The following is a 25,512-nucleotide window of genomic DNA, read 5'->3' on the forward strand; positions in this document are numbered from 1 at the left end:
ATCGCGGCATCGGACGGGGGTGAGCTGGGATGGCGGCTGAACGCCGCGTCAGGAGTCGGCCAGGTCCAGCATCGGGGCCGCACCCTGTGATCCTCGCCATCACCGGCGGTACGGGGTTCGTGGGCGGCACCCTGATCCGCCACGCGCTGGAGGCCGGTCATCACGTCCGCGCGCTCACCCGGCGGCCACAGCCTGACCGAGCCGGCGTGACGTGGGTCGACGGCACGCTGTCCGATCCTGTCGACCTGACCGCCGGAGCCGATGCGGTCGTGCACGTCGCCGGTGTGGTCAACGTGCCGACCCGCGAAGCGTTCGCCGCCGGCAACATTGACGGTACGCGCGCCATACTCGCCGCCAGCACGCATGTCGGACGCTTCGTCCACGTCTCCTCGTTGGCCGCACGCGAGCCACAGCTATCCAACTACGGATGGTCCAAAGCCGAGGCGGAGAAGCTGGTCGAAGGGAGCCCCCTGCCCTGGACGATCGTCCGCCCGCCCGGCATCTATGGCCCGGGCGACCTCGACCAGCTCGACCTGTATAAACTCGCCCGCCACCGGCTCGCGCTGCTGCCGCCGCGCGGGCGTGTGTCGTTGATCGCGGTCGACGACCTCGCGCGGCTGTTGCTGACGCTTGCCACCCACGAGGCTCCAAGAGCGATCTACGAGGCGGACGACGGCACCGCCGGCTGGACGCATGCCGATTATGCGCGCGCGATCGGCGATGCGGTCGGCCGGCGCGTGCTGCCGATCCACCTTCCCCGCGCCGCGCTGGCGCTGGCCGCACGCGCCGACCGGCTGCTGCGCGGCCATGAAGCGCGGCTGACCGCGGACCGTGTCGGTTATCTCTGCCACCCCGACTGGACGATCGATCCGGCGAAGCGGCCGCCCGCCGCGCTGTGGACACCGTCCATCCCGACGCCGCAGGGGCTGGCCGACACCGCACGGTGGTATCGGGCGCACGCCCTGCTATAGCCGCAAGTCCGCCGTATTCTTCCGGCAAGGAACCGTAATGAGCGACCGCCAGAGCATCTTCGACACCGTCACCGCACAGATCGAACCCTTCAACAAAAAGGGCGTGGCGTTGACCGATGCCACCACGTTTCAGGGCGATCTGGAGTGGGACAGCCTGACCGTGATGGATTTCGTCGCGGCGATCGAGGACGAGTTCGACATCATCATCACGATGAACATGCAGGCCGAGATCGAGACCATCGGCCAGCTGGTCGATGCGGTCCAGAAGCTGCGCGCATGACCGAGACAGGATTTCAGTCCGAGACGCTCGATCTCGATCCGCCGGCGATCGCGCCACAGCGCGACCTGATGTCGAAGTTCGATGGCCTGATCGCGGAGCGCAAGGCGCTGATCGACACGGGGGTTACCGATCCGTTCGCGATCGTCATGGAACAGGTCAAGTCGCCGACTGAGGCGGTGATCGCCGGCCGCGACACGATCCTGCTCGGCACGTACAATTACATGGGCATGACGTTCGATCCCGACGTCGTGGCCGCTGGCAAGACCGCGCTGGATCGGTTCGGATCGGGCACCAACGGCAGCCGCATGCTCAACGGCACGTTCCAAGACCATGTCGATGTCGAACAGGCGCTGCGCGACTTCTACGACATGTCCGGCGCGATCGTGTTCTCGACCGGGTACATGGCCAATCTCGGCATGATCTCCACGCTCGCGACCAAGGGCGAGTATGTGATCCTCGACGCGGACAGCCACGCATCGATCTACGACGGCTGTGCGCAGGGTAATGCGGAGATCGTCCGCTTCCGCCATAATTCGGTCGAGGATTTGGACAAGCGCCTCGGCCGCCTGCCGAAGGAGCCCGCCAAGCTGGTGGTGCTGGAGGGCGTGTACTCGATGCTCGGCGACATCGCGCCGCTGCGCGAGATGGTCGCCGTCGCCCGCAAGCACGACGCGATGGTGCTGGTCGACGAAGCACATTCGATGGGCTTTTTCGGTCCGAACGGTCGCGGTGTGTATGAGGATCAGGGGCTGGACGTCGATTTCATCGTCGGCACCTTCTCCAAATCGGTCGGCACGGTCGGCGGCTTCTGCGTGTCGAACCACCCGAAGTTCGAGGCGATCCGCCTCGCCTGCCGCCCGTACATCTTCACCGCCAGCCTGCCGCCGTCGGTGGTGGCGACCGCCGCCACGTCGATCCGCAAGCTGGCGGTCGCGCACGAGAAGCGTGCACGGCTGTGGGAAAACGCCCGCGCACTTCACGGCGGGCTGAAGGCGATGGGCTTCACGCTGGGCACCGAAACACCCGAAAGCGCGATCGTCGCGGTGATCCTGGAGGACCAGCAACAGGCGGTGGGTATCTGGCAGGCGCTGCTCGACGGTGGACTGTACGTCAACGTCGCGCGTCCGCCGGCGACGCCCGCCGGTACGTTCCTGCTGCGCTGCTCGATCTGCGCGGAGCATACGGCCGAACAGATCGCAACGGTTCTGACGATGTTCCGCGCCGCGGGACGAGCCGTGGGGGTTATCGGCTGATCTACGTCGCCCGCTTTGCAGGCGGAGGCGATGGATGTATGTCAGCGAAGTGGAGCGTGAACACGACGATGGCGTGACGCGGGGCGGCGTCACGCGGTGGCAGACCGTCTCGCTCGGGGCGATGGCGCTGCTGGCCGCTGCGGTGCTGATCGCGCTCGTCCTCACGCTTCGAGGTGCGGATCGGGAGCGTGACCGGGCGCTCCAATTGCAGACGCATAGCTACGACGTCATGATCCTCGCCCGCACGCTGTCGGGGACGATCGCGCGGGCGGAGGCGTCGCTGGGGCGCTACGTGATCTCCGGCGACAAGTCCCAGGGGCAAATCTACTGGGACGAATGGTTGCTCGCCGGGTCACAGATCGACCGGCTCGACCGGCTGACCTACGACAATCCGGGTCAGGGCCCGGCGATCGAGCAGTTGCGCAAAGCCTATGAAGCGCGTGGCAAGGAACTGTCGGTCACCGCGCTGTCGACCAGTTACGGTCGCAACAGTCAGGCCTATGCGCGCTACTATCAGGCCAGAAAGGCACCGGCCCTCAACGAGATCAACCACGACCTGAATGCGATCATCGGGCGGGAGCGCTCGCTGCTGCAACAGCGCGTCGCCACCGCCACCGACACGGTCGAACGCTCCAGCCGCATCGCCGGCGTGCTCGCGATCTTCGGCCTGTTGATCGTTCTCGGCGCGGTCCTGCTCGGCTGGCTGTCGTTGCGCGCGGTGGGTGAGCGGGCGCTGGCCCGTGCCGACGCGGACGCCGCGCGCGAGCATGCCGATGCGCTGGCGGAGGCGGTGGCGCGGACCAGTGCCGAGTTGCGCCAACAGGAAGCGAAGCTGCGCCAAGTCCAGAAGATGGAGGCGGTGGGGCAGCTCACCGGGGGAATCGCGCACGATTTCAACAACATGCTGGCGGTCGTGATCGGCGGCATCGAGCTGGCGCAGCGCACGGTCCGCGCCGATCCGACTGCCGCCGCACGCCATCTGGACAGCGCAGCAGAAGGCGCCGACCGCGCCGCGGCCCTGACGCGCCGGCTGCTGGCGTTCAGCCGCGAGGAAGCGCTGAAGCCGGAACCGATCGCGGCCGCCGAACTGGTCGAGGACATGACGGACCTGCTCGATCGTACGCTGGGCGACGGCGTCACGCTGGTCACGCGCAACGATGCGGGGGATTGGCGGGTGCGGGCCGACCGGGTCCAGCTCGAAAACGTCATCGTCAACCTGGCCGTCAATGCACGCGACGCCGTCGACGGCCGCGGCACCATTGCGATCGTCACCGGCGCGGTGTCGCTGGCCGCCGAGCAGGTCGGTGCTTGCGCGGCGGGCGACTACGTTACGGTCGCAGTCCGCGACAATGGGTGTGGCATGACCGCAGAGGTTGCGGACCGGGTGTTCGAGCCGTTCTTCACCACCAAGGAAGCCGGCAAAGGCACCGGGCTCGGCCTGTCGCAGATCTTCGCGTTCGTGCGCAGCCAGTCGGGCGAGATCACGATCGACACCGCTCCCGGCGAGGGCACCGCCGTCACGCTGTATCTGCCACGGGACACGACCGTCGTGACCAAAGCGCCCGCCCGCGCCGCGGCGATGCCGGCCAACGTCGACCGCGAGGGATACGACATCCTCGTCGTCGAGGACGATCCACGCGTTTTGGCGGCAACGATGGGGGCGCTGGAGGAACTCGGCCACCGCACGGTGTCGTGCAGCGACCCGCTTGCCGCCCCGGAACTGCTCGCGCGCAACCCCCATGTCGAGTTGGTGATCTCCGATGTCCTCATGCCGCGCCAGACCGGACCGGAAATGGTGGCAGGCTTCGCGCAGGCGTTCCCGCACGTCGCGGTCCTGTTCGTCACCGGCTTCGCGGGAGAGGCCAATGCAGCCGAGTTCGGCGAGCATCACGTCCTGCGCAAGCCGTTCACGCTCGCCGGGCTGGAACGCGCCATCGCCGCGTCGATGCTGCGGAGCGCCCCGCCGCCGGAACAGATCGCCGCAGAGTGACCCGCTTCTAACCGAAGCCAGCCAGATACCCGGATTTTCCCCCCTGACAGGCTGGCGCTGCTGCGCCTATACCCGCGCCATCTTGCTGACCGAGCCTCCCCTCCGATGAAATCGATCGATCGCTACATGGCGCGCCTGATCGCGGTGCCGCTGTTCGCGACGCTGACGATCGCGTCGATGCTGCTGGTCCTCGATCGCATCGGCCGGCTGTTCGACTTCGTCGCGACCCAGGGTGGGCCGATCGGCGTCGTCTGGCGGATGCTCGCGAACCTGCTGCCGGAGTATCTGGGCCTCGGCATTCCGATCGGCCTGATGCTCGGCATCCTGCTCGCGTTCCGGCGGCTGTCCTCCACGTCGGAGCTCGACGTAATGCGCGGTGTCGGGATGAGCTACACCCGGCTGCTGCGCGTGCCGTACATGTTCGCGATCCTGCTGGCCGCGATTAATCTGGCGATCGTCGGCTATGTCCAGCCGATCGCTCGTTATTATTACGAAGGATTGCGGTTCGAACTGCGCACCGGCGCGCTGGGCGCATCGATCAAGGTCGGCGAGTTCACCCATCTCGGCGACCGCATGACGATGCGCATCGAGGAGAGCCGCGACAAGGGGCGCGATCTGAGCGGCATCTTCGTCCACGTCCAAACGCCGAAGAACGACTGGATCGGCGTGACCGCGGAGCATGGCCGCTTCATGGCGACCGACGATCCGAACGTCATCATCTTCCGGCTGACCAACGGCACGCTCGTCCACAACCGGCCCGAGTTCAAGGTGCCGCGGGTGCTGACCTTCTCCGCCCACGATCTGCCGATCAACCTGCCGAAGTTCGAGAATTTCCGGCAGCGCGGCGGCCGCAACCTGGAATTCACGCTGCCCGAACTGGCCAAGTTGGGGAAGGCTACGACCAATCAGGGATTGCGCGCGTCGAGCCGGGCCGAATTCCACTTTCGGCTCGTCGAGGTCGCGACGATGTTCCTGCTGCCATTGCTCGCGCTGGCGCTAGCGATCCCGCCGAAACGGTCGTCGTCTTCGCTCGGGGTATTCCTGTCGATCGTGATGATCGTAACCTATCACAAGGTGAACCAATATGCGTCGGACATCGGCGCGCTGGGCCGGGTCGATCCGGTGATCGCCCTTTGGGGACCGTTCCTCGTGTTCGCGGGGCTGGTATTCTGGATGTACTACCAGATCGCCTATGTCCCCGGCGGGCAGCCGATCGGCGCACTGGAACGCGGTTTCGGCAAGCTCGGCAAGGCGATCTTGCGCCGACTGCCCGGTCGCCGGCGTGAGGAGATGCCGGCGTGAAGGCGATGAGTTTTTTCCCGTCACGCACTGTGTCCTTGTACATGGCGCGTCTGTTCCTCGTCCGCACCTTCGCGATCATGGCGGCGATCGTCCTGATCCTGCAAGCGCTCGACCTGCTGTCGGAAACCGGCAACATCTTGGAGGTGCCGGGCAACGGGCAGGCGCAGGTGTGGACCTATGTCTCGCTGCGCGCGCCGCAGATCATCGCCTTCGTTCTGCCCTTCTCGGTGCTGCTCGGTACGATCCTGACGCTGGCGACCATGAACCAGAACAGCGAGATCATCGCGCTGAAAGCCGCCGGGCTGTCCGCGCATCAGGTGCTGGCCCCGCTACTGCTCGCCAGCTTCGGCGTCGCCATCATCTCGTTCGCCTTCAACGACCGTATCGCCAGCCGCGCCACCGCGACGCTCAACCAGTGGCAGAAGGTCAATTACGGGCCGATGCCGATCGATCGCGGCGACCGATCGAACGTGTGGGTGCGCGACGGCGACGACTTGATCGAGGTCGAACAGACGCAGGGGCGCGGTGCGAATACCGTATTGCGCAACGTCACGCTGTACGATCGCGCCGGCGGCAATCTGGCGGCGATCGTCCGCGCGCCGATCGGCCGGTTCCAGGCCGGTGGCGGCTGGCGGATCGGCCCGGCGCTCCGCTTCGACGTGGCGTCGGGGCAGCAGGTCCGTATCCCTTCGATCGTCGTCGGTCGCGACGCCCGCCCGGATCAGTTCACGCTGGCGACGGTCGATCCCGATGGGCTGTCGCTGGGGGCGTTGAAGGCCGCGATCAAGGATTTGTCCGGCGCCGGTAGACCTACCAAGGCGCTGGAGGGATCGCTCTGGCATAAATTGTCGGGGCCGTTGTCGGCGGTGCTGATGCCGCTGCTCGGCGGCGTCGCGGCGTTCGGCGTAGCGCGATCGGGCAAGCTGTTCGTGCGCGCCGTGATCGGCATGGCGCTGGGCTTCACCTATTTCATCGCCGACAAGTTCGCGCTGGCGATGGGCAACCTCGGTGCCTATCCGCCGTTCCTGGCGGCCTGGGCACCTTTCCTGCTGTTCCTGCTGATCGGCGAAGCGGTCTTGTTCCGCACCGAGGAATAGGTGTTAACCACGACGTCCTAGATCGATGGATCCCGTCCGTCTGCCGGAGCCCGCACCATGCGCCTGTCGTCGATCTCCAGCCTGTCAATCGTTGCGCCGTCCCCGTCGCTGCCGCGTTCCGCCGGAGCTTTCGCGCTACCGCACGATAAGCCTGCGGCGTCTGGTACAAAGGCGTCCGCACCTCGGACCGTCGATGCCTCGGCACCGCCGATGCCGTCCGACAAACTGCGCGACGCGCTCACGGCGTTCGAGAAGGAAGCGAGGATGACACCCGCCGAGCGCGCGCGCCGCGACATCCTGGAGGACATGGAACTCACCGAGGACGCCTTGAAAGCCATGCCGGCCGAGAAGCGGAATGTGCTCGAAGACGCTATCGTGAAGGAAGTCGCCAAGAGGCTGGTGTTGGCCAGAACCTTGGCGACAAGCCACGCGGGCTAGCAGCCGGTCAGCGACGCCCCATTGTCGATCGCCCGATCTTCCACACCAGTCCCGGCAAGCCCGGATAGCTGGCCTCGTGGTAAGGCGATTCCGCTTCCAGAATCGCCGTCAGCCGGCGGTGCGCCTCGCCCAGCGCATGGTAGGGCACGCTCGGCAGGAGGTGATGCAGCGCGTGATAGCGGAGGCCGACCGGTGCCCAGAGGGCCGGCAGCAGCGACGGCGGCGGCACGTTGACGGTGTCGAGATACTGGGCGGTGACGCTCATCGGCTCGCCCTCATTCTCCCACAGATGCGCGACCAGGGTACGCACCTGATTGATCACAGCGACCGCCGAGGCGATCAGCATTGCGATGCCGAACGCGCGCAGCGGGATGACGCCCGTTGCGACCATCGCCACCAGCGCGATCGCCCAAATGCTCGCCGCCGCCTCGATCCGGTTCCAGTAAATAGCGGCGGCACCTTCCGGCGCGCGACGGCGGAACTGCGGATTGATCGCCAACGCCGAATAACGCTCGACGATCGCCCGACGCAGCGACGGGACCACCACCGACAGCGGCGACAGGATCGCATACCGGAACAGCAGCGCTACCGGCGCCAGCGCCGATACGACGATGAACAGTGGCAGCGTCCACGGTTTCATCAAAGCCAGCGGCAGATACTCAGGGTCCTCGACCGTGCCATAGCGCGTCTTGGCGTGATGCAGATTATGCACGCCTTCATACATGAAGGACGGGATCAGCATCGGGATGCCGACCAGCAGGTTCCAGCCCAGCCGGAAATGCGGCACGCTGCCATGCTTCATGTGGCTGACTTCGTGGATGAAGCTCATCGCCCGGTACAGGCCCAGCATGGCGACGATCCCCGCCAGTACGACCACCGCCGTGGACGATGCCGTCACCGCCACGGCCAGCGCGCCGTAACCCACCATTGCAGATGCGACCAGGTCCGCCCAATAAATGGCGGGCTTCGGCTGCGACAATTCACGCGTCAGGTCGGCCGCGGCGCGCAGCATCGCCTTGTCGTCGGCGATCCTCGTCGTGCCCGCAACAGGCGCCGTTGCGGCGCGATCCAGGGTCATGCTCGTCATCAGGGTATCCATCACACCGAAATAGTGGCGACAGCATGACCTTTACAGGTCGCGCGCACCGAAAGCGCTGACGGAAACTTCACTCGCCATGATCGGATGCGCCGGTTAAACGATCGAACATGAGTGATATCGTCATCCGCCCGATCGACAGCAAGCGGGATCGCAAGGCATTCGTGGACCTGCCGTTCCGCCTCTACGCGAACGATCCGCACTGGGTGCCGCCGCTGAAGAACGAGGCGCTGGGCCTCATCACGCCGGCGAAGAACGGCTGGTTCAGCCACGCCAAGGCGCAGCTTTTCCTCGCCGAACACAGTGGCCAGATCGTCGGCCGCATCTCCGCGCACATCGACACGCTGGCGCTGACGATGGACCCTGCTCAGGGGTTCGGACCTGGCGTCGGACAATGGGGGCTGATGGAGGCGGAGGATGATAGCGTGTTCCGGGCGTTGCTCGCCAGTGCGGAACAATGGCTGCGCGATCAGGGTATGACGCGGGCGCTGGGCCCGATCTCGATGTCGATCTGGGAAGAGCCGGGTCTGTTGATCGAGGGCTATGATCACGATCCGACGATCATGATGGGCCATGCCAAGCCCGAATATCGCGGCTGGATCGAGGCGGCGGGCTATGCACCCGTCAAGCAGTTGCTGACCTACGACCTCGACATCACGAAAGAATTTCCTCCGATCGTCCAGCGGATCATCAAGTCGGGCGAGAAGAACGAGCGCATCCGCATCCGCGAGGTGGACAAGTCGAAGTTCGACGAGGAAGCCGCGACGATCCTGGCGATCCTGAACGACGCATGGTCCGACAATTGGGGTTTCGTGCCGCTGACGCCGCCCGAGATCAAGGATGTCGGCGTCAAGTTGAAGCCGATCGTGTTCAACGACCTGATCCGCATCGCCGAACTGGACGGACGACCGGTAGCGTTCATGATTACGCTTCCCGATCTGAACGAGGCGATCAAGCCGCTCAACGGATCGCTGCTGCCGTTCGGCTGGGCGAAGCTGCTGCTGTGGTTGCGCAAACCGCAGGTCCGCACGATGCGCGTGCCGCTGATGGGTGTGGTGAAGGAGTTGCAGGCGTCGCGGATGGCGAGCCAGCTGGCTTTCATGATGATCGAGTACATCCGCCGCGCCTCGATCAAGCATTACGGCGCGAGCCGAGGCGAGATCGGCTGGATCCTCGACGACAATCAGGGGATGCGGTCGATCGCGACGACAATCAACTGCGAAATCAACAAGGTGTATCAGGTCTACGAACGGACGCTGTAGCGGCCGCCCCGCGTCCGGGGTTGCCGCCACTGCGTTTCAGCAGGACGATCAGATCGCGGGGTCGAGGCCCAGGCGGTTCCAGGCCTGACGGCTGCGGCAGACCTTCCGCACGGAGCCGCGGGCGGTGACATCGTCGAGGAAACAGTAGGTCGTTCCCTTCGTCACGGGACGCTCGGGCGCACGCAGTGCCGTGTGCAGCATCTGCTGGTTCATCGTGGCACCCCAGGTCGATGCGGCGGGGAAGGGCTGTGCGGTCATCGTGGCGGCGGCGGAGGCGAGAATGGCGATCAGCATGGCGGTGGTTCCCTCTTGCGAGCCGGTCCATTCCGGCTTCATGAGGTACACTGCATTAGCCGTGCCAAACACGAATCCACGCAATTCCGCCGTTGTTGCGTGCTGCGGACTTCCAGGCGCCGCCGATCTACGATGTTTCTCACCAACTGTTGGCGCAAAACGTCTGTAGACCTAAAAGAGTGCGGCGATCCCCGCATAGAGCCGTACGTCAGGCGCGTCGTGGTTCAACCCGCCGACCGCTTCCGCAAAGAAGGCCCGGCGCGGGGCGACCGTCCACAAGCAACCCAATCCCGCCACCGCCTGCGTCGTCGCGCCGGAGGGATCGTCGTCACGCATCACCTGCGCCTCGATCGTCGTGGAGAAGGCGTCGCTGATCTCGATCGCCACTGCGGCAACCATGCTGCCCTGAAAATGTCGTCCATGACCATCCTCATCGACGGCCGCGTCGAGTTCACCGGTCGTGCCGATGTTGATTGTGTCCGTCAGGTCGTAGGTGACGGGTAGAACCACGCCCGCGGCCCAGTCCCCCGCCCCGACTGGCGAACGACCGACCGGAAGCGTGACCGAGGGCTGGATGCCGAAGGACAGGCCCTTCCCGTCAGGATTGCGCAGGTTCTGGCGAACGCCCAGCGTCACGTCGCCGACCCTCGCCTGCTTCTCGACCATGCCCGTTGCACGGTCGCGAGTGCGGACATGACCATAAGGCGTCCATTCGAGCTGCACCTCGGTCGACGGGCCGACGCCGGCGCGAACGAGTACGTCGCCCGCCAACACCGTGTCGATCCGCTGATTTGCGTTGCGCTCCAGTTGCCAGTCGCCCAGCGTCGCCTCGACATGGACGCGACCCGGCTCCGTCGTGCAGGCGGAGCTTTCGAGCGAGGGACTGTTCGGACAAAAGCGCGGCTCGTCCTGCGCCCAAGCCACCGCGGGAGCCATCATCAGCGCGGCAGCGGCCAGCCGCTTCATCGCAACGTCACGAAGGTCGGCGCGTGATCGCTCGCCTTTTCCCGCCCACGATACGCCTTGTCGACGCCAGCCCCGACCAGTCGATCCGCGGCCTGCGGACTGAGCAGCAGGTGATCGATCCGGAACCCCGCATCGCGTTGCCACGCACCCGCCTGATAATCCCAGAATGTCCACACGCCACCCTTTGGCTCGCGGGTGCGCAGCGCGTCGGTCCAGCCCTGCGCCAACAACTTGCGGTATGCGGCGCGGCTCTCCGGCTGCATCAACGCATCCTCCTGCATCGCGCGCACCGAATATGTATCGTCGTCGTTGGGGATGACGTTGTAATCGCCCGCCAGCACCGCCGGGCGCTCCTCCGCAAGGATCGCCGCCGCGCGCTGGGCGAGTCGCTCCATCCAGCGCAGCTTGTAATCGAACTTCGGACCGGGTCGGGGGTTGCCGTTAGGAAGGTACAGCGACGCGACGATCACGTCGTGAACCTCGCATTCCAGATAGCGGCTATGCTCGTCCTCCGGCTCGCCCTCCAGCCCGCGCTGCCGCTCGACCGGCGTCGTTCCCTTGGCAAGCACGGCGACACCGTTCCACGCCTTCTGGCCGTGCCAAAGCGCACCGTAGCCGGCGTCCTCGATCTCCTTCAGCGGGAACGTCTCGTCGCTAGATTTGAGTTCCTGAACGCAGACAATGTCGGGCTGGTCTTCGGTCAAATACTCGACGACGCGGGGCAGCCGAGCCTTGATGCCGTTGACGTTGTAGGTGACGATCTTCAAGTGCATCAGATCGCGAAGCTGGTGCCGCAGCCGCAGCCCGATGCCGCCTGCGGGTTCTCGACCCGAAACGCCGCGCCTCCGAGCGACTCCACGTAATCGACCGAACAACCGCGCACGAGATCGATACTGATTTCGTCCACGACCAGCCGCACGCCGTCCGTCTCCGCAACGGTGTCGTTGACGTCTGGCGCGTCAGCAAGGCCGAACTTGTACTGGAACCCCGAACAGCCGCCGCCATCGACGGACAGGCGCAGCACAGCCGGCTTATCCTGGCGTTGTGCGATCGCCGCCACCCGCGCCGCGGCTGCGGGGGTCAGTGCGATATCGACGGGAGCAACGTCGACGATAGTGGGGTCAGAAGCGAGAGTGGCCATGCGCGACAGATAGGCTTCGGTCGACGCGGCGGCAACCGGTCAGTCTTGAGCGGCAGGTCCGTCGACCGACACCGGAATCTGGTGAACGCTGCGATCCTGCGACGCGAGCAGATAGTCGGCGGTGGTCAGGAAGGGGATCGGGTTCACGGCGTGGCCGTCGATGCGAACCTCGTAATGGAGGTGCGGGCCGGTCGAACGGCCGGTCGAGCCCATCAGCGCGATCAACTGACCGCGCTGGACGCGGGTGCCGTCGCTGACGAGGATCTTCGACAAATGGCCGTAGCGGGTCGCGATGCCCTTGCCGTGATTGATTTCGACCATGTTGCCGTAGCCGCCGAGCCGCTCGGCGTGGGCGATGATGCCATCGGCGGTGGCGTAGATCGGCGTGCCGACCGGACCGGGAATGTCGACGCCGGCATGCATCGCCGCCGAGCCGCGGAACGGGTCCGAGCGGATACCGAAATTGCTGGTGAACTGAAGCTTCGTGACGGGCTGCACCGAGGGGATCGCAATCGCGCCCTGTCCGCCGTTCGTCGCCGTATCGAGCTTCTTCCAGGTCTGGAACAGCGTGCGGAACTGCTGGTCGGCCTTCAGGTCGGCGGTCGTCTCCGCGCTGTTGGCCGGGATATACTCGCCACCAACGGCGGGTGCCTGTGCGACCGTCTTGGCCTGCGCGGCGATCGGAGAAGCCAGGATCATCGCGGCGGCAGCGGCGGCGACAGAGAAGCGAATGTTGGTCATCAAGCCCCAAAAATCAGCGCCGTCCCGCATCGCCGCGGGCGGCTCGTCCATCTCAATCCTGATCCGCAGCCCCACCGCGCTTCAGTCTTGAGCGTGTGTGGCCGGATTGGTCAGACAGATGCAAGAGGCGCGTAGAAGTCCCGCGTCAGACCGGCAGAGGCGCGCGCCGAGTCGTTGAACGGCGGCTTAAGCGGACCGCGGAAATGCTTCCGGACCAGCATTTGCCACTGTGGCGCGGGCAGAATTCCAGCATTCGCGCAGAGATAGCCGAACCATTTCGCGCCGAATCCGACGTGCCTGATCTCGTCGGTGTAGATGCGATGCAGGATGCGGCCGCTCTTCGCATCGCCCGCCGCGTCGAACCGCGCGACCGTCTCCGGCGTGACGTCCAGCCCGCGCGCCTCCAGCACCATCGGCACCACCGCCAGCCGGGCTGCGGCATCGTGCGCCGTCTCCGCCGCCGCTTCCCACAGCCCAGCATGCGCCGGCAGATCGCCGTAGAACGAGCCAAACTGCTTCAGCCGCCGGTCGAGCATCGCGAAATGCATCGCCTCGTCCGCCCCCACCGAAAGCCAATCGTCGACGAAGCTGCGCGGGAACTGACCGCCGAACCGTCCCGCGACGTCGAATGCCAGATCGATCGCCGAGAACTCGATATGCGCCAGAGCGTGGAGCAGTGCGAGCCGGCCCCGCTCCGATCCTCCCCGCCCCCGCTTGGGCATGCGATGGGGTGGCAACAGCTCGGGCAGTGCAGGCCGCGCCGGGGCCTCGGGCATCGCCGTGTCGAACCGATGATCGAGCGCCCCGCGCCGCCATGCGCGCGCCACCGACCGCGCCGTACGAACTTTCTCGAGCGGCTCCGCGGCGAGGAGCACATCGCGGCAGGCGTCGGCAACGCTGTTCATTACAGCGCGCGGGCGGCCTCCAAGACCGCCTCGACATGACCGGGTACGCGCACCTTGCGCCAGTCGCGCACCAGCGAGCCATCGGCGGCGAACAGGAACGTCGCCCGCTCGATGCCCATATACGTCTTGCCGTATAGCTTCTTCTCACCCCACACGCCGAATGCCTCGCAGACGCTGCCGTCCTCGTCGCTGGCGAGTTCGACCGCCAGCGCGTGCTTGGCGCTAAACTTCACGTGGCTGGCGGGGCTATCCTTCGACACACCGATGACGCGCACTCCTGCCGCCGCGAAGTCGGGTGCGGCGGCGGTGAAATCCTGCGCCTCGCGCGTGCAGCCGGACGTGTCGTCCTTGGGGTAGAAGTACACGACCAGCGGCGCGCCCACCGCCGCGAGATCGATCGGGCCGTCTGGTCCGATGACGGTCACCGCGGGTATCCTGTCCATCATGCCACTCCGTTCCACAATCGCCCGACCTCCTGCCGGGCATGATCGAGGCTGGCAACCACCGCCTCCCAATCGGGCAACCGCAGCGCCGCCGCGACCAGCGCCCGCGTCGCCTCTGCCGGGGGCTCGGCATCGGGCGCTACGAGGCGCATCGTTACCAGCAGGCGCGCGAGCAGGTCGTAGGACGCGCGCGTCTCCGGCGGCACCAGCCCTTTCTCCGCGAGCGCGTCGATCGCCCGGCCGAGATGCGGGTCGAACGCGGTCCGGTGCGTAAGCTGCAGAACGTGGACGGCGAACTCCAGATCGACCAGCCCTCCGGGCAGCAGCTTCGCGTCGAGGGGGCCCTTGGCGGGTTTATGCTTCGCCATTTCGGCCCGCATCGATCGCGCCTCGTCGGCCACATCGCGAACCGGCCGATCACCCGCAAGAACGTTGGCAATGATCGCGGACACCCCCGCGCGTGCCTCGGATGAACCGAACACGACCCGCGCCCGCGCAAGCGCCATATGCTCCCACGTCCACGCCTCCTCGCGCTGATAGCGTGCGAAGCTGTCGACGGTCACGACCAACGGCCCCTGCGCGCCCGATGGCCGCAGGCGCGTATCGACATCGTAGAGTGGCCCCGCCGCCGTCGCGACCGACAGCGCTGCCGTCACGCGGCTGGCCAGCCGCGTGTAATAGAGCGTCGCGCCCAGCGGCTTGGCACCGTCGGACTCCGCCGCGAAGTCGCCGGTGAACAGATAAACGAGGTCGAGGTCCGACGCATGCGTCAGCGCCTGGCCACCGAGGCGGCCCAATGCGAGAATGACGAACTCGCTGTCCGGGAGGCAGCCGTGCGCGTGACGGAACTCCGCCAGCGCCGCCTCGGCCAGCACCGCCACCGCCGCCTCCGCCACCCGCGCATAGCCGGCGGCGACAGCGAGCGGATCGGACGCGCCGAGCACGATCTGCGCGCCCAGTGCGAACCGCGCCTCACCGACGACGCGACGGACATGATCCAGTCGCGCCTGATAGTCGGCGACGTCGCCGCCACGCATCCGATCTGCCAACCGGTCGGCGGTGCCGACCTCTTCCAGCGCAGAGGCGTCGATCAGGCCGTCGATCAGCGCCGGTTGCCGCGCGAGCTCGTCGGCCAGCGGGGCGGCATGCGCGAGGATCATCGCGAGTTGTTCCGCCAGCCCGGGCCGCGCCTCCAGCAGACGGAAGACGTTGATTGCGCTCGGCATCCTCTCCAGCACGCCATCGAGCCGGGTCAGCGCGCGCATCGGCTCGGGCGCGCGGCCCAACGCCTCGACCAGCACCGGCAGCACCGCCTCCAGCGCGTCGCGCGCCGCCGCGCTGCGCAATGCCGCATAGGTGCCGGCGCGCCATGTACCGATTCGCTGTGCCGCCGTGCCGGGCTCGGCGAACCCCGCCGCCGCCAGTTCGTCGGCAAGCATCACGGGGTCGCGCGACACGCCTGCCCGCTTGTCGTCATCGAGCGCGTCGTAGACCCGCCCCACCCGTTCGGTCGGCTCTCGCAGCAACGCGATCAGCGCCTCGCCGTTTTCCAGCCCGTGCAGTCCCGCCACCGCGTCGAGTGCGGCACCGGTCGGCAGCGCGTGAGTCTGGCGATCGTCGATCATCTGCACACGGTGTTCGATCGTCCGCAGCAGCGTGTACGCGTCCGCCAACCCCCTGGCGTCGTCCACGTCGATCCACCCCGCGATGGCGAGTTCCTCCAGCGCGTCGCGGGTAGCGGGCGCCCGCAACGCGCGATCGCGGCCGCCGTGGATCAGTTGGTGGATCTGGGCATAGAATTCGACCTCCCGAATGCCGCCGCGCCCGCGCTTGAGGTCGTAGCCGGGTCCGAGCCGCTGACCCTGCGCGTGGTGGTCGCGAATGCGGCGCGAGAGGTCGCGGATTTCGCCGACCGCCCCGAAATCGAGCGTCCGCCGCCACACGAACGGCCGCACCGCATCGAGGAAGCGCTGCCCCAAGGCGAGGTCCCCGGCCGCCGCGCGTGCACGGATGAAGGCGGCGCGCTCCCACGCCAGCGCCTGACTTTCGTAATAGGCGATAGCTCCGTTCACCGGCAGCGCGATCGGCGTCGCTTCCGGCGAGGGCCGCAGGCGCAGGTCGACGCGCAGGACATAGCCGTCGCCATCGCGCGCCTGCAGCAGTTCGACCGCCCGCTTGGCGATGCGGACCGCGGCCTCTTCCGGCTCCTCGCGGGCGCGGCGTGGCAGGGTTTGCGGGTCGAAGATCAGGATCGGATCGATGTCCGACGAATAGTTCAGCTCACGCGAGCCTTGTTTGCCCAGCGCAATCGCCGCAAAGCCGCGTGGCTCTTCGCCGGGATAGCGTTCGCCGATCGCCGCGCGGATCGCCTCGTCCAGCGCGCGATCGGCGAAGTCGGTCAGGGCGGAGGTGACCTGCGTCAGGTCGAGCCAGCCGGCGAGGTCCCCCAGCGCGACGCTCAGTGCAATAGCCCGTCGCTCCAGCCGCAACCGGCGCGCCGTTGGCATGTCTTCATCGGACTGCGCCGGAAGGGACAGCAAACCCGCTGCAGCCGCTTCGACGATCGCGGGCTCGCGCCGCATCAACAGAGATAGAAAAGGGGAGAAACGCTCTGCCCGCGCCATCGCTTCGATCAGCGCACTGCGATCGCCCGAGGGCGTCATGTGCTTGAACCGCAACGAAACACGATCTGTCTCGTTGAGCATTTTATGAATTGGGCATCCATCCTGACGATCGACGACGGCGACGGCCAGATCGTCCGGGCCCCGCGGGCGACGGATGCCATCGGCATGGCGATGCGCGATGCATACGGCAATCTGGGCAGCCTACCGGACGACATGCGGCGCCTTCTCCAGCGGCTCGATCAATCCAGCGCTAAAACCGCCTGAAACCGGAGCCAGCAGCGGTTCAGCGCCCCCGGCTGAGATGTTCGACATCACCCATGATCGAATCCAGCGCCGTGATGCTGGTGTCCGTCTCGTGCTCGCTCCGAGCGGGCAGCGATCCATCGCTCAACAACGTCTCCAGCGCGACCCGACCACGTGCGACGCGGCTCTTGATCGTACCGACGGCAACCTGGCAGATCTCCGCTGCTTCCTCGTAGGCAAACCCGCCGGCACCGACCAGAATCAACGCCTCGCGCTGCGGCTGCGGCAGGTGCATCAGCGCGCGCTGCATATCGCCGAGCTCGACGTGTCGTTCCTGACTGGCCGGTGCCGCCAGAATGCGGTCTGCGACCAGATCGTCCCACTCACCCTTGAAACGCGCGCGACGCATCTGCGACAGATACAGGTTACGCAGGATGATGAAGGTCCACGCACGCATATTGGTGCCGGCCTGAAACCGCTTGCGCGCCGCCCACGCCTTCAGGAGCGTTTCCTGCACGAGGTCGTCCGCCAGATCGCGACTGCCGGACAGGGACCGGCCGAACGCACGCAGATGCGGGATCACCTGACCCAGCTGCTGCTTGAACTCGGGATCTGAGAGCGAGACGTGTTCTACGACGGGAGCTTCCTGCTCCTCATCATCCTCGTCACGCAGCATCGGCTGGGTCATTCATGTCCGATCGCAATAGCCGGCGCAGCCTGCGCCCTTATCCGAAGATAGGCGACGACCCGGTCCTTTGCCAGTCGCGCCATCCGAAAACCACCAGTTCCTAGTCGGTTCGTCTAGCGGAAGACGATCACCGCGAAGATCACGATGACCAGGACCAGCGAGATCGGGAGGATGTACCGGGTCATGTGCGGGGTCGCTCCCGCGCGCGCTTCCTCGGTCGTTACGTGGATGGGTTCGTTCGGGTCAGCCATGACGCGTCAATGCTCCAAATTCGTTTTGGGTCCGTAATGCCCGCGAGATTGCTGACGCAAATCCCGCGGGCGACAGCGTCATTCGGACGGGACGGTCGTCTGGTCGAAGAACAGCGCCTGGCTGATCGCCGCCTTCACCGTTGACCGCTGGAACGGCTTGGTGATGAGGAACGTCGGCTCAGGCCGCTCGCCGGTCAGCAGCCGCTCCGGGAAGGCGGTAATGAAGATCACGGGCACCTCGAACTCGGCCAGGATGTCCTTGACCGCGTCGATGCCCGAACTGTCGTCGGCAAGCTGGATGTCGGCAAGGACGAGGCCCGGACGATCCTCCATGGCCAGTCCGACCGCCTCGTCGCGGGTCACGGCAATGCCAGTGACTTCATGCCCGAGGTCGCGCACGATCGTCTCGATATCCATCGCGATGATCGGCTCGTCCTCGATGATCAGCACGCGGGCGCGGGTCTGCTGTTCGATCTCGGCCAGCGCCTCGGCGACCAAGGACTCGACCTCTTCCGGCTCGACATCGATCAGATAGGCAGCGTCTTCGGGTGTAAAGCCTTCCATCGCCGTCAGCAGCAGCGCTTGACGCGACAGCGGCGTCATACGGGCCAGCCGCGCACGCGTCACCGCCTCAGCACCGTCCGCCTCTCCCGTTGCGTCCATGTCGTCGTAGTTGGCCGACGCCCAGATGCCCTGGAACATGCGGTACAGGCCGAGGCGCGGTTCGACGTCCTTGGGAAACTGATCCGGCGCGGCGACGATCGCCTCCAGCGTCGCACGGACATACTTGTCTCCGTGATTCTGGCTGCCCGTCAGGGCGCGGCCATAGCGGCGGAGGAAGGGTAGATGCGGTGCGAGTTGCTGTCCGAGCGACATGAGGCGAAGTGACTCCCTGGCGTTATTTGGCGACCGCGCACGCCTTTCGTGGCGCAAAGGCTGGCCGCAGAGGCTGATCCACGTACAAATGCAATTCGACATGCCCCGGTTGCACGGAAATCGCACCCCCGGAATTTTCGTGCTCGCTGGGAACAAACGAAATGCTGTTTGGTTTCCTCGCGCAATCGGGTCGCCGTCAAATCGTGGCTACAGTCACATCGGCAAGCTCGGGTTCGCTATTGTCGGCACGTCGGCGAATATGGGTAAAGCACCCGCTCGGCGTTGCCTCAGGGGGATACGGTCGGTTGGGTCAGGACAGTACATCGAAGATGCCGGCACGCAAGCGAACCTCTCCGCCGTCCAGAACGCAAGGGTCCGACGCGGCTCTCGACCAGCCCGTGGGTTCGGCCTTGCGGTCGGTATATCAGAGGACGGTCGAGGAGCAGGTCCCCGACGACCTGCTTGACCTGCTCGGCAAGCTGAACTGACGGACCCGCTCAATGGCTGATGACGCCGCTATCCGGGCAGATGTCCGGACCGGCGCGGGCGCCGACGGATCGGCGCAGACGGAGCCCTCTCCCACGCTGCCGCGCCTGTCGCTGTCGCGCTTGCCGACCGGCGCGAAGCTGTTGCTGGTCCTTAGTGCCGCCCTTCTGCCGCTTGCCCTGATCGCGATCTTCGCGACGCTCCAGACGACGCGGCTGACCGACTCCGAAGCCCGCTCTCGCCTTCGCATCGCCGCCACCGAAAGCGCGCGTTCGATCGCGATCGAGCTGGTCGGGGACATGACGGCGCTGCGGGTGGCAGTCAACGCCCTCGACATCGACCCCGCCGACGCACCGAGTTGCGCGCGCGCGCAGGGGGTGTTCGCCCAGCAGGCTTCCGTGGGTGCGCGGTTCGAGATCGCCGACCGTATGGGTCATGTCCTCTGCGGCGAGCGGCTGCCCCGCTCTACTGCCGTCGCGACTGACGCCGGCCCGACCGCGAGCATCGTGCCCAACCGCGGCCTCGTCCTTGCCATCAGCGCGCCCCGCAAGGACGTCGTCGCCCGCGCCTTCTTCCCGCAGGATTTCCTGCGCGAGCTCGGCCAGCCTACCAGCCGCGCCACGACCTTCGCCAGCGCCCTGATCCTCGACGACGACGCACTCGATCTGGAGCCGCTGCCGGACGGTGGGCCGCTCCAGCGAATGGAGACGATGCGGACCGAACTCGGCATTGCCGGCCTTGCGCTGCGTACCAGCGTCCGCAGCGCGCCGCTGACCTCGTCGATGGTCGTTGCAATGCTGTTGCCGTTGCTGATGTGGGCCGCCGCCGCCTGGATCGGCTGGTTCGTGGTCGACCGCCTGTTGCTACGGCCTTTGCGCGACCTCCGCCGCGAGATCGCATCGTTCAAGCCCGGTGAGGAAGTGCCGGTACCGCCACCCAGCCGGTTGCCGGCGCAGGAGATCCGCGAACTCGGCGAAACCTTCCGCACGATCAGCCGAACGGTGGCCGAGCACGAAGCCGGACTGGAGGAGGGTCTGCGCCGACAGACCAAGCTGACGCGCGAAGTCCATCACCGCGTAAAGAACAACCTTCAGGTCATCGCCAGCCTGATTGCGTTCCACGCGCGGGGAGCCGCCAGCGCCGATGCGACCGCAGCCTATGCGGCGATCCAGCGCCGCGTCGATGCGCTGGCCGTGGTGCACCGTCACCACTTCGCCGAGCTGGAAGAGCATCGCGGGCTGAATCTTCGCACGATGATCGGCGAGCTGGCCTCCAACCTGCGTGCTACGTCGGAGGCGGGTTCGGGCGTCGCGATCAAGCTCGACGTCGATCCGTACCTCGTCAACCAGGACGTCGCCGTGGCGGTCGCGTTCCTCTTCACCGAGATCGTCGAGCTTGCATTCGCCTGCGACACGGCGGCCCAGATCCGGGTTTCCGTCAAGGCCTCCGAACAGGAGGACCGAGCGACCCTGCGCGTCGTGTCGCGAGCGCTGCTCGACGGCGATACGCTGCGTGAACTGGCCCGCAGCCGTTACGGTCGTATTCTCGAAGGCCTTTCCCGGCAGCTTCGCTCGCCCCTGCATCACGATCCGCTGGTTGGCGCGTACGAAATCGCAATCGCGGTTATCGGGCGCGAATAAAAAATCGAGGGCAGCGCGCGGCGGCAAGGAACCTCACGATCAAGTGAGTGTTATGTAATTCGGATCGCGACCTTATGCCCCCCCCGCTACCGCGATCCACGACATAGGCCCGAAGGCGCTCACCCTCCCCCCCCCCCCGGTGACGTCTTCGGGCCTTTAACTTTTTAGCCGCCTCGCATTTTGTCTACCGCATGTCCTTGCGACAGTGGAACGATATCTGCCGCGACGCATTGCCCTCACGGCATTCAAGCCCTTTGGGAGGTACATCATGCGTAAACTGGTCGGTCTGGCTTTGATCGCCGGCAGCCTGCTCGTCTCGGCGTGCAACACGGTCGAGGGTATGGGCAAGGACGTCGGCTCGGCCGGCGACACGGTCGCCAAGACGGCGAGCGACGCCAAGTAAGCCAAGCGCTTGAAGGCGGGCCGCGTGACATTCGTCACGCGGCCCGTTTTCGTATCTGCGAATAATGGACGGTCGCTCGACGACCTGCAGCTTCGTTGCGGACGCCCGACGAGCAACGGAAGACGAGAAGCCGAACGCCCCTACCTACGCCTTATTCAGTAATCGCCTCGGCCTCACGCGCTCGGCGGCGTTCGGTGAACCAGATGCCGATCAGCGCCATCTCGTACAGGATGCACAGCGGGATCGCGAGCAACAGCTGCGATCCAACGTCGGGCGGCGTCAGCACCGCGGCGATGGCGAACGCGCCGACGATCGCATAACGGCGCGCCGACACCAGTTGCTGCCGCGTGACGATCCCGGCGCGCTCCAGCAGCATCAGCAATACCGGCAGCAGGAATGCGATGCCGAAGCCGAACAGGAACTGCATGACGAAGGACAGGTAGTTGCCAATACCCGGCAACGCCTCCTGATTGACGCCCCCGACATTGCCCTGGAAGCTCAGCAGGAAGTGCAATGCCATCGGAATGGCGATGTAATAGGCCATCGCAGCGCCGCCGAGGAACAGCACCGGCGTCGCCAGCAGGAATGGCAGCAGCGCGCGCTTTTCCTTGCGATACAGCCCCGGCGCGACGAACTGCCACAGCTGGTTCGCGATCACCGGGAACGAGATCATCATCGCCGCGAAAAACGCGACCTTCACCTTGACGAAGAACGCTTCGAAGATTTCGGTGTAGATCACCGTCTTCTGCCCGGCCGATAGCAAGGGCTGGACGAGAAACCCGAAGATCGCCTCCGCGAAATAATAGCTGATGCCGAACGCCACCAGTACGGCCGCGATGCAGTAGAGCAGGCGACGGCGCAGTTCGATCAGGTGATCGAGCAGCGGCGCGCGGCTTTCGTCGATCTCGCTCGTGGCGTCACTCACCGTGTCGGTCACGATGGGGCTCCTTCGGCACGCGGCGGCGTCCCCGGCTCAGCCGGCATCACGTGCGGCTTTTCGACCATGACAGGCTCCGTGGTCTTGTCCTGCGTAGGTGCGCCCGGTTCGTGCATCGGCCCAGACGCATCGTGTACCGGCTCCGAGACGTCGGGTTCCGTCGGCGTCACGGGATGCTCCCGCATGATCCGCTCGTTCTCCGCCGCCCATTTCTTCTCCATCTCCTCCAGCTCCGCCTCGCGGACCATGGAGTCGAAGCCGGAGCGGAACTGACGCGCGACGCCGCGCGCCTTCCCGACCCAATAACCCAGCACGCGCAGGGCCTTTGGCAGATCCTTCGGACCGATGACGACCAGCGCCACGAAGGCGACCAGCATCAGCTCGGTCGGCGCGATATCGAACATGCTGTTCCGGGTTCAGCGAGCGGTGAGCGTCAACGCAGGATCAACGATCGTCGCGCAGCGTGTCGCGGGTGGCATTGCCGTCACGGTCGAACGCCGGCTCCGCCTGCTTCTGCGATTCGATGCGCTTGGCCGGCTTGGTGTCGTCGTCCTGCTCGGCCATGCCCTTCTTGAAGTTCTTCACGCCCTTGGCGACATCGCCCATCAGGCTGGAGAAACGCCCGCCGCCGAGCAGCAGGATGGCGACGACGGCAAGGACGAGCAGGTGAATCGGGCTGAAGCTGCCCATGATGCTTACTCCTGATAATGCAGTCCCATCTAGTCGGAGTCGGTGGCCTTTTCCAGCCGCTGCGTGTCCTCTCCGAACGCGACTTCGAACGCCGTTTCGACGGGGTCCAGCAAACCTGCCGCGCGCAGGTCCTCGATACCCGGCAAGTCGCGACGACTCGCCAGTCCGAAATGCGCGAGGAAGCCCGGCGTGGTCGCATAGGTCAGTGGCCGGCCCGGCACCTCGCGCCGGCCGGCTGGACGAATCCAGCCCGCCTCCATCAGCACGTCGAGCGTACCCTTGGCGATCTGGACGCCGCGGATCGCCTCGATCTCGGCGCGGCTGACGGGTTCGTGATAGGCGATGATCGCCAGCGTCTCGACCGCGGCGCGCGACAGCCGCCGCGTCTCCTCCCGCGTGCGCCGAAGCAGCGGGGCGAGATCGGCCGCGGTCTGGAAATGCCACCGCTCGCCCCGCCGGACGAGCTCCACCCCGCGACCGGCATAGTCCTGCGCCAACGTCGCGAGCGCTGGACGGGGATCGCCGCCGACATGCGCTGCGAGGGCGTCAACCGTCAGCGGCTCCGCGGCGGCGAACAGCACCGCCTCCACCGCGCGCACCAGATCCCCGGGGGGCGTCAAGACCGCGCGCGCCGCAGCATCAACGGCGCGAACGGTTCGCGTTGATAAAGTTCGACACGCCCCTGCCGCGCCAGCTCCAGCGCCGCGAGAAAGCTCGACGCCAGTGCCGATCGCCGCAAGCGGCCCGCGGAGGGCGGGAGGAACCGCTCGATCGCCGTCCAGTCCACCGGCGTCGCCAACATCGCCGCGACACGCTCCAGCGCCGCTTCCAGCGTCATCACGTCTCGCGACGCCACCACGTGCAGCGCCGGCCGCGTCCGCGCGCTGACCCGGCCATAGGCGGCGATCAGGTCGAAGATTTCCGCCTGCCAGCCGGTGCGGCGAATCGTCGTCAGCCCCTCCCCCGCCGCGCCGCGCAGGAACACGTCGCGGCCCAGCCGGTCGCGCGCCATCAGCCGAGCACCCGCCTCGCGCATCGCGTCCAGCCGCTCCAGCCGCAGTTGGAGCCGCAACGCGAGATCGTCGGGATCGGGGTCCTGCTCCGGCTCGCGGGGCAGCAGGAGCGCGGACTTCAGGTACGCCAGCTTCGCCGCCATCACGAGGTAATCGGCAGCCCGCTCCAGCCGCTCCGCCTGTTCCTCGATAAAGGCGAGATACTGCTCGACCAGCGACAGGATGGAGATCGCGCGCAGATCGACTTTCTGCGACCGCGCGAGCGCCAGCAACAGGTCCAGCGGCCCCTCCCACCCGTCGAGGTCCAGTGTCAGCGCATCATTGTCCACGGGGCCGGGATATCAGAAGGCGGCAGCGTTGCCACGCCGGGTGAAAAGCGTTGCGGACCAACCCGTTCGTGCTGAACAAAGTCAAAGCACCTCGCGCGACATGGCCTCCGGCGGCGCTCAGGCCTAACCGGAGGCACCGGGCGTTACACCAACGCCAGCAGCGCATCCCGCTTCGCGACCAGCTTCGCCATATCGCCCGACCCCGGCCGTACGCTCGCCATCGCCCGGTCCAGACGTTCCCGCGAGCGTGGTGCAATTTCGCCGAGCAGGCCGGCGATCTCGACCATTTCGTCCATCCGCGCCCAGCAATCGAGCACGAGGTCGCATCCCGCGGCGATCGCCCCGGCGGCCTTTTGTCCCGCCGTGCCCGACAGCGCCTTCATATCGATATCGTCGGTCATCAACAGGCCGTCGAAGCCGATGCGCCCACGGATGATGTCCTCGATCACGACCGGTGACAGCGTCGCCGGACGTTCCGCATCCCACGCCTCGAACACGATGTGGCTGGTCATGCCCATCGGCGCGGTGGCCAGCGTGCGGAACGGCGCCAGATCGACCTCGAGTTCGGCGTCGCTGGCGGTGACGGTCGGCAGCAGATGGTGCGAATCGACCAGCGCGCGACCGTGGCCGGGCATGTGCTTTACCACGCCGACGATGCCCGCCGCCGCGAGCCCCTCCAGCATCGCGCGGCCCAGCGCCGCGACGCGCATCGGCTCGCGACCGTACGCGCGGCAGGCGATCGCCTCCGTCGTGTCCGGCTGAGCGACGTCGAGCAGCGGCGCACAGTCGACGGTGATGCCGACCTCCGCCAGCATCAGCCCCAGCGCCTCGCCATTGGCACGCATCGCCTGGATCGCCGACATCGGCGCGATCTCGTAGAGCGCATCGAATGCCGGTCCGGCGGGAAATACCGGCCATTCCGGCGGTTGCATGCGGGCGACGCGACCGCCCTCCTGGTCGATCAGGATCGCCAGATCGTCCCGCCCCGCCAGATCGCGCAACGAGTCCGTCAGCGCGCGCAGTTGTTCGCGATCGACGATATTGCGTTTGAACAGGATGTACCCGGCAGGCTCGACCGCGGCGAAGAACGCGCGTTCGTCGGGGGTCAGGACGGGCCCGGACAGGCCGAAGATGACGGGCTTCATGCGCCGCG

At 66.5% G+C, this 25,512-nt stretch carries 29 protein-coding genes and 1 pseudogene; 12 read left to right on the top strand and 18 right to left on the bottom strand.

From position 1 onward, the window contains the following. Positions 1 to 86: 86 nt before the first annotated feature. The 7 genes from ILT43_RS04145 (at position 87) to ILT43_RS04175 (ending at position 7,331) form a co-directional block, all read left to right on the top strand. Complete coding sequence (locus ILT43_RS04145; RefSeq protein ID WP_204195081.1) at positions 87 to 971, top strand: NAD(P)H-binding protein; 885 nt, start codon at positions 87 to 89, stop codon at positions 969 to 971. A gap of 37 nt (positions 972 to 1,008) precedes the next feature. Continuing rightward, positions 1,009 to 1,251, top strand: a complete 243-nt coding sequence (locus tag ILT43_RS04150; protein WP_055842064.1) for an acyl carrier protein — start codon at positions 1,009 to 1,011, stop codon at positions 1,249 to 1,251. Continuing rightward, a complete protein-coding gene (spt, locus tag ILT43_RS04155) occupies positions 1,248 to 2,504 on the top strand; it encodes a serine palmitoyltransferase (protein ID WP_204195082.1) in 1,257 nt (418 codons plus the stop codon). The genes ILT43_RS04150 and spt overlap by 4 nt, the downstream gene beginning before the upstream one ends. A 34-nt stretch (positions 2,505 to 2,538) precedes the next feature. Beyond that, on the top strand, positions 2,539 to 4,494 hold the full coding sequence (locus ILT43_RS04160) for an ATP-binding protein (RefSeq protein ID WP_204195083.1): 1,956 nt from the start codon (positions 2,539 to 2,541) through the stop codon (positions 4,492 to 4,494). A gap of 105 nt (positions 4,495 to 4,599) precedes the next feature. Continuing rightward, entirely contained in the window at positions 4,600 to 5,796 is a 1,197-nt protein-coding gene (gene lptF / locus ILT43_RS04165) for an LPS export ABC transporter permease LptF (RefSeq protein WP_204195084.1), read from the top strand. Between the two features lie 41 nt (positions 5,797 to 5,837). Next, positions 5,838 to 6,893, top strand: a complete 1,056-nt coding sequence (gene lptG, locus ILT43_RS04170; protein ID WP_204195085.1) for an LPS export ABC transporter permease LptG — start codon at positions 5,838 to 5,840, stop codon at positions 6,891 to 6,893. Between the two features lie 57 nt (positions 6,894 to 6,950). Beyond that, positions 6,951 to 7,331: a hypothetical protein gene (locus ILT43_RS04175; protein ID WP_204195086.1), complete on the top strand. Its 381-nt coding sequence runs from the start codon at positions 6,951 to 6,953 to the stop codon at positions 7,329 to 7,331. Between the two features lie 7 nt (positions 7,332 to 7,338). On the opposite strand, the gene ILT43_RS04180 is transcribed toward ILT43_RS04175, so the two are convergent. After that, a complete protein-coding gene (locus ILT43_RS04180) occupies positions 7,339 to 8,421 on the bottom strand; it encodes a fatty acid desaturase family protein (RefSeq protein WP_425530289.1) in 1,083 nt (360 codons plus the stop codon). A gap of 116 nt (positions 8,422 to 8,537) precedes the next feature. Here ILT43_RS04180 and ILT43_RS04185 point away from each other — a divergent pair, with 116 nt between their 5' ends. Next, positions 8,538 to 9,689: a hypothetical protein gene (locus ILT43_RS04185; protein WP_204195088.1), complete on the top strand. Its 1,152-nt coding sequence runs from the start codon at positions 8,538 to 8,540 to the stop codon at positions 9,687 to 9,689. Positions 9,690 to 9,737: 48 nt separating this feature from the next. Here ILT43_RS04185 and ILT43_RS04190 read toward each other — a convergent pair whose 3' ends face one another. From ILT43_RS04190 to ILT43_RS04225, 8 genes and pseudogenes are all read right to left on the bottom strand, one after another. Then, positions 9,738 to 9,983 (bottom strand): hypothetical protein, encoded by a 246-nt coding sequence (locus ILT43_RS04190; RefSeq protein ID WP_204195089.1) that lies wholly within the window; start codon positions 9,981 to 9,983, stop codon positions 9,738 to 9,740. A 171-nt stretch (positions 9,984 to 10,154) separates the two neighbouring features. Further along, positions 10,155 to 10,949 carry a transporter gene (locus ILT43_RS04195; protein ID WP_204195090.1) on the bottom strand — a complete coding sequence of 265 codons (795 nt, stop codon included), beginning with the start codon at positions 10,947 to 10,949 and terminating at the stop codon, positions 10,155 to 10,157. Then, positions 10,946 to 11,716, bottom strand: a complete 771-nt coding sequence (gene xth / locus ILT43_RS04200) for an exodeoxyribonuclease III (RefSeq protein ID WP_204195091.1) — start codon at positions 11,714 to 11,716, stop codon at positions 10,946 to 10,948. The genes ILT43_RS04195 and xth overlap by 4 nt, the downstream gene beginning before the upstream one ends. Positions 11,717 to 11,721: 5 nt before the next feature. After that, a complete protein-coding gene (locus ILT43_RS04205) occupies positions 11,722 to 12,090 on the bottom strand; it encodes a HesB/IscA family protein (RefSeq protein ID WP_204195092.1) in 369 nt (122 codons plus the stop codon). Positions 12,091 to 12,129: 39 nt separating this feature from the next. Beyond that, positions 12,130 to 12,735, bottom strand: a pseudogene (locus tag ILT43_RS04210) (M23 family metallopeptidase); the annotation flags it as partial. 206 nt (positions 12,736 to 12,941) lie between these two features. Then, positions 12,942 to 13,736 (bottom strand): ferritin-like domain-containing protein, encoded by a 795-nt coding sequence (locus ILT43_RS04215; RefSeq protein WP_204195112.1) that lies wholly within the window; start codon positions 13,734 to 13,736, stop codon positions 12,942 to 12,944. After that, positions 13,736 to 14,182, bottom strand: a complete 447-nt coding sequence (locus tag ILT43_RS04220) for a peroxiredoxin (protein ID WP_204195118.1) — start codon at positions 14,180 to 14,182, stop codon at positions 13,736 to 13,738. The genes ILT43_RS04215 and ILT43_RS04220 overlap by 1 nt, the downstream gene beginning before the upstream one ends. Beyond that, entirely contained in the window at positions 14,179 to 16,761 is a 2,583-nt protein-coding gene (locus tag ILT43_RS04225; protein ID WP_204195121.1) for a bifunctional [glutamine synthetase] adenylyltransferase/[glutamine synthetase]-adenylyl-L-tyrosine phosphorylase, read from the bottom strand. Before ILT43_RS04225 ends, ILT43_RS04220 begins: the two co-directional genes overlap by 4 nt. 81 nt (positions 16,762 to 16,842) lie before the next feature. Between ILT43_RS04225 and ILT43_RS04230 the strand changes: the two genes are divergently transcribed. Next, complete coding sequence (locus tag ILT43_RS04230; protein ID WP_204195123.1) at positions 16,843 to 17,067, top strand: hypothetical protein; 225 nt, start codon at positions 16,843 to 16,845, stop codon at positions 17,065 to 17,067. 19 nt (positions 17,068 to 17,086) lie between these two features. Here ILT43_RS04230 and ILT43_RS04235 read toward each other — a convergent pair whose 3' ends face one another. The 3 genes from ILT43_RS04235 to ILT43_RS04245 form a co-directional block, all read right to left on the bottom strand. Beyond that, positions 17,087 to 17,734: a sigma-70 family RNA polymerase sigma factor gene (locus tag ILT43_RS04235; RefSeq protein WP_055842020.1), complete on the bottom strand. Its 648-nt coding sequence runs from the start codon at positions 17,732 to 17,734 to the stop codon at positions 17,087 to 17,089. 113 nt (positions 17,735 to 17,847) lie between these two features. Continuing rightward, complete coding sequence (locus ILT43_RS04240) at positions 17,848 to 17,985, bottom strand: hypothetical protein (RefSeq protein ID WP_204195130.1); 138 nt, start codon at positions 17,983 to 17,985, stop codon at positions 17,848 to 17,850. Positions 17,986 to 18,063: 78 nt separating this feature from the next. Next, on the bottom strand, positions 18,064 to 18,861 hold the full coding sequence (locus tag ILT43_RS04245; RefSeq protein ID WP_204195132.1) for a response regulator: 798 nt from the start codon (positions 18,859 to 18,861) through the stop codon (positions 18,064 to 18,066). Positions 18,862 to 19,190: 329 nt separating this feature from the next. Here ILT43_RS04245 and ILT43_RS04250 point away from each other — a divergent pair, with 329 nt between their 5' ends. The 3 genes from ILT43_RS04250 to ILT43_RS04260 all read left to right on the top strand — a co-directional run bounded on the left by ILT43_RS04250 (position 19,191) and on the right by ILT43_RS04260 (position 21,390). Beyond that, entirely contained in the window at positions 19,191 to 19,349 is a 159-nt protein-coding gene (locus ILT43_RS04250; protein ID WP_204195134.1) for a NepR family anti-sigma factor, read from the top strand. A 12-nt stretch (positions 19,350 to 19,361) separates the two neighbouring features. Further along, positions 19,362 to 20,987, top strand: coding sequence for a sensor histidine kinase (locus ILT43_RS04255; RefSeq protein ID WP_204195136.1), 1,626 nt, complete (start codon positions 19,362 to 19,364; stop codon positions 20,985 to 20,987). Between the two features lie 268 nt (positions 20,988 to 21,255). After that, positions 21,256 to 21,390, top strand: a complete 135-nt coding sequence (locus ILT43_RS04260) for an entericidin A/B family lipoprotein (RefSeq protein WP_055842009.1) — start codon at positions 21,256 to 21,258, stop codon at positions 21,388 to 21,390. 151 nt (positions 21,391 to 21,541) lie between these two features. Here ILT43_RS04260 and tatC read toward each other — a convergent pair whose 3' ends face one another. From tatC to ILT43_RS04290, 6 genes are all read right to left on the bottom strand, one after another. Continuing rightward, complete coding sequence (tatC, locus tag ILT43_RS04265) at positions 21,542 to 22,327, bottom strand: twin-arginine translocase subunit TatC (RefSeq protein WP_318293456.1); 786 nt, start codon at positions 22,325 to 22,327, stop codon at positions 21,542 to 21,544. After that, positions 22,324 to 22,731, bottom strand: coding sequence for a Sec-independent protein translocase protein TatB (gene tatB, locus ILT43_RS04270; protein WP_204195141.1), 408 nt, complete (start codon positions 22,729 to 22,731; stop codon positions 22,324 to 22,326). Before tatB ends, tatC begins: the two co-directional genes overlap by 4 nt. A gap of 40 nt (positions 22,732 to 22,771) precedes the next feature. Further along, positions 22,772 to 23,017 (bottom strand): Sec-independent protein translocase subunit TatA, encoded by a 246-nt coding sequence (locus ILT43_RS04275; protein ID WP_204195146.1) that lies wholly within the window; start codon positions 23,015 to 23,017, stop codon positions 22,772 to 22,774. 29 nt (positions 23,018 to 23,046) lie between these two features. Continuing rightward, positions 23,047 to 23,637 (bottom strand): SMC-Scp complex subunit ScpB, encoded by a 591-nt coding sequence (gene scpB, locus ILT43_RS04280; RefSeq protein ID WP_204195151.1) that lies wholly within the window; start codon positions 23,635 to 23,637, stop codon positions 23,047 to 23,049. Next, complete coding sequence (locus tag ILT43_RS04285) at positions 23,634 to 24,359, bottom strand: segregation/condensation protein A (RefSeq protein ID WP_204195161.1); 726 nt, start codon at positions 24,357 to 24,359, stop codon at positions 23,634 to 23,636. Before ILT43_RS04285 ends, scpB begins: the two co-directional genes overlap by 4 nt. Positions 24,360 to 24,502: 143 nt before the next feature. Next, complete coding sequence (locus ILT43_RS04290; RefSeq protein ID WP_204195165.1) at positions 24,503 to 25,504, bottom strand: glycoside hydrolase family 3 N-terminal domain-containing protein; 1,002 nt, start codon at positions 25,502 to 25,504, stop codon at positions 24,503 to 24,505. Positions 25,505 to 25,512 lie beyond the last annotated feature (8 nt).

This window comes from Sphingomonas longa, assembly GCF_016892685.1.
In the GTDB taxonomy this organism is placed as follows: domain Bacteria; phylum Pseudomonadota; class Alphaproteobacteria; order Sphingomonadales; family Sphingomonadaceae; genus Sphingomonas; species Sphingomonas longa.

Bases quoted from the DNA above. Each gene is read 5' to 3' on its own strand.
- ILT43_RS04150 (WP_055842064.1), top strand. From the start codon at position 1,009: ATGAGCGACCGCCAGAGCATCTTCGACACCGTCACCGCACAGATCGAA.
- spt (WP_204195082.1), top strand. From the start codon at position 1,248: ATGACCGAGACAGGATTTCAGTCCGAGACGCTCGATCTCGATCCGCCG.
- ILT43_RS04160 (WP_204195083.1), top strand. From the start codon at position 2,539: ATGTATGTCAGCGAAGTGGAGCGTGAACACGACGATGGCGTGACGCGG.
- lptF (WP_204195084.1), top strand. From the start codon at position 4,600: ATGAAATCGATCGATCGCTACATGGCGCGCCTGATCGCGGTGCCGCTG.
- lptG (WP_204195085.1), top strand. From the start codon at position 5,838: ATGGCGCGTCTGTTCCTCGTCCGCACCTTCGCGATCATGGCGGCGATC.
- ILT43_RS04175 (WP_204195086.1), top strand. From the start codon at position 6,951: ATGCGCCTGTCGTCGATCTCCAGCCTGTCAATCGTTGCGCCGTCCCCG.
- ILT43_RS04185 (WP_204195088.1), top strand. From the start codon at position 8,538: ATGAGTGATATCGTCATCCGCCCGATCGACAGCAAGCGGGATCGCAAG.
- ILT43_RS04190 (WP_204195089.1), bottom strand. From the start codon at position 9,983: ATGCTGATCGCCATTCTCGCCTCCGCCGCCGCCACGATGACCGCACAG.
- ILT43_RS04195 (WP_204195090.1), bottom strand. From the start codon at position 10,949: ATGAAGCGGCTGGCCGCTGCCGCGCTGATGATGGCTCCCGCGGTGGCT.
- ILT43_RS04205 (WP_204195092.1), bottom strand. From the start codon at position 12,090: ATGGCCACTCTCGCTTCTGACCCCACTATCGTCGACGTTGCTCCCGTC.
- ILT43_RS04215 (WP_204195112.1), bottom strand. From the start codon at position 13,736: ATGAACAGCGTTGCCGACGCCTGCCGCGATGTGCTCCTCGCCGCGGAG.
- ILT43_RS04220 (WP_204195118.1), bottom strand. From the start codon at position 14,182: ATGATGGACAGGATACCCGCGGTGACCGTCATCGGACCAGACGGCCCG.
- ILT43_RS04225 (WP_204195121.1), bottom strand. From the start codon at position 16,761: ATGCGGCGCGAGCCCGCGATCGTCGAAGCGGCTGCAGCGGGTTTGCTG.
- ILT43_RS04235 (WP_055842020.1), bottom strand. From the start codon at position 17,734: ATGACCCAGCCGATGCTGCGTGACGAGGATGATGAGGAGCAGGAAGCT.
- ILT43_RS04240 (WP_204195130.1), bottom strand. From the start codon at position 17,985: ATGGCTGACCCGAACGAACCCATCCACGTAACGACCGAGGAAGCGCGC.
- ILT43_RS04245 (WP_204195132.1), bottom strand. From the start codon at position 18,861: ATGTCGCTCGGACAGCAACTCGCACCGCATCTACCCTTCCTCCGCCGC.
- ILT43_RS04250 (WP_204195134.1), top strand. From the start codon at position 19,191: ATGCCGGCACGCAAGCGAACCTCTCCGCCGTCCAGAACGCAAGGGTCC.
- ILT43_RS04255 (WP_204195136.1), top strand. From the start codon at position 19,362: ATGGCTGATGACGCCGCTATCCGGGCAGATGTCCGGACCGGCGCGGGC.
- ILT43_RS04260 (WP_055842009.1), top strand. From the start codon at position 21,256: ATGCGTAAACTGGTCGGTCTGGCTTTGATCGCCGGCAGCCTGCTCGTC.
- tatB (WP_204195141.1), bottom strand. From the start codon at position 22,731: ATGTTCGATATCGCGCCGACCGAGCTGATGCTGGTCGCCTTCGTGGCG.
- ILT43_RS04275 (WP_204195146.1), bottom strand. From the start codon at position 23,017: ATGGGCAGCTTCAGCCCGATTCACCTGCTCGTCCTTGCCGTCGTCGCC.
- ILT43_RS04290 (WP_204195165.1), bottom strand. From the start codon at position 25,504: ATGAAGCCCGTCATCTTCGGCCTGTCCGGGCCCGTCCTGACCCCCGAC.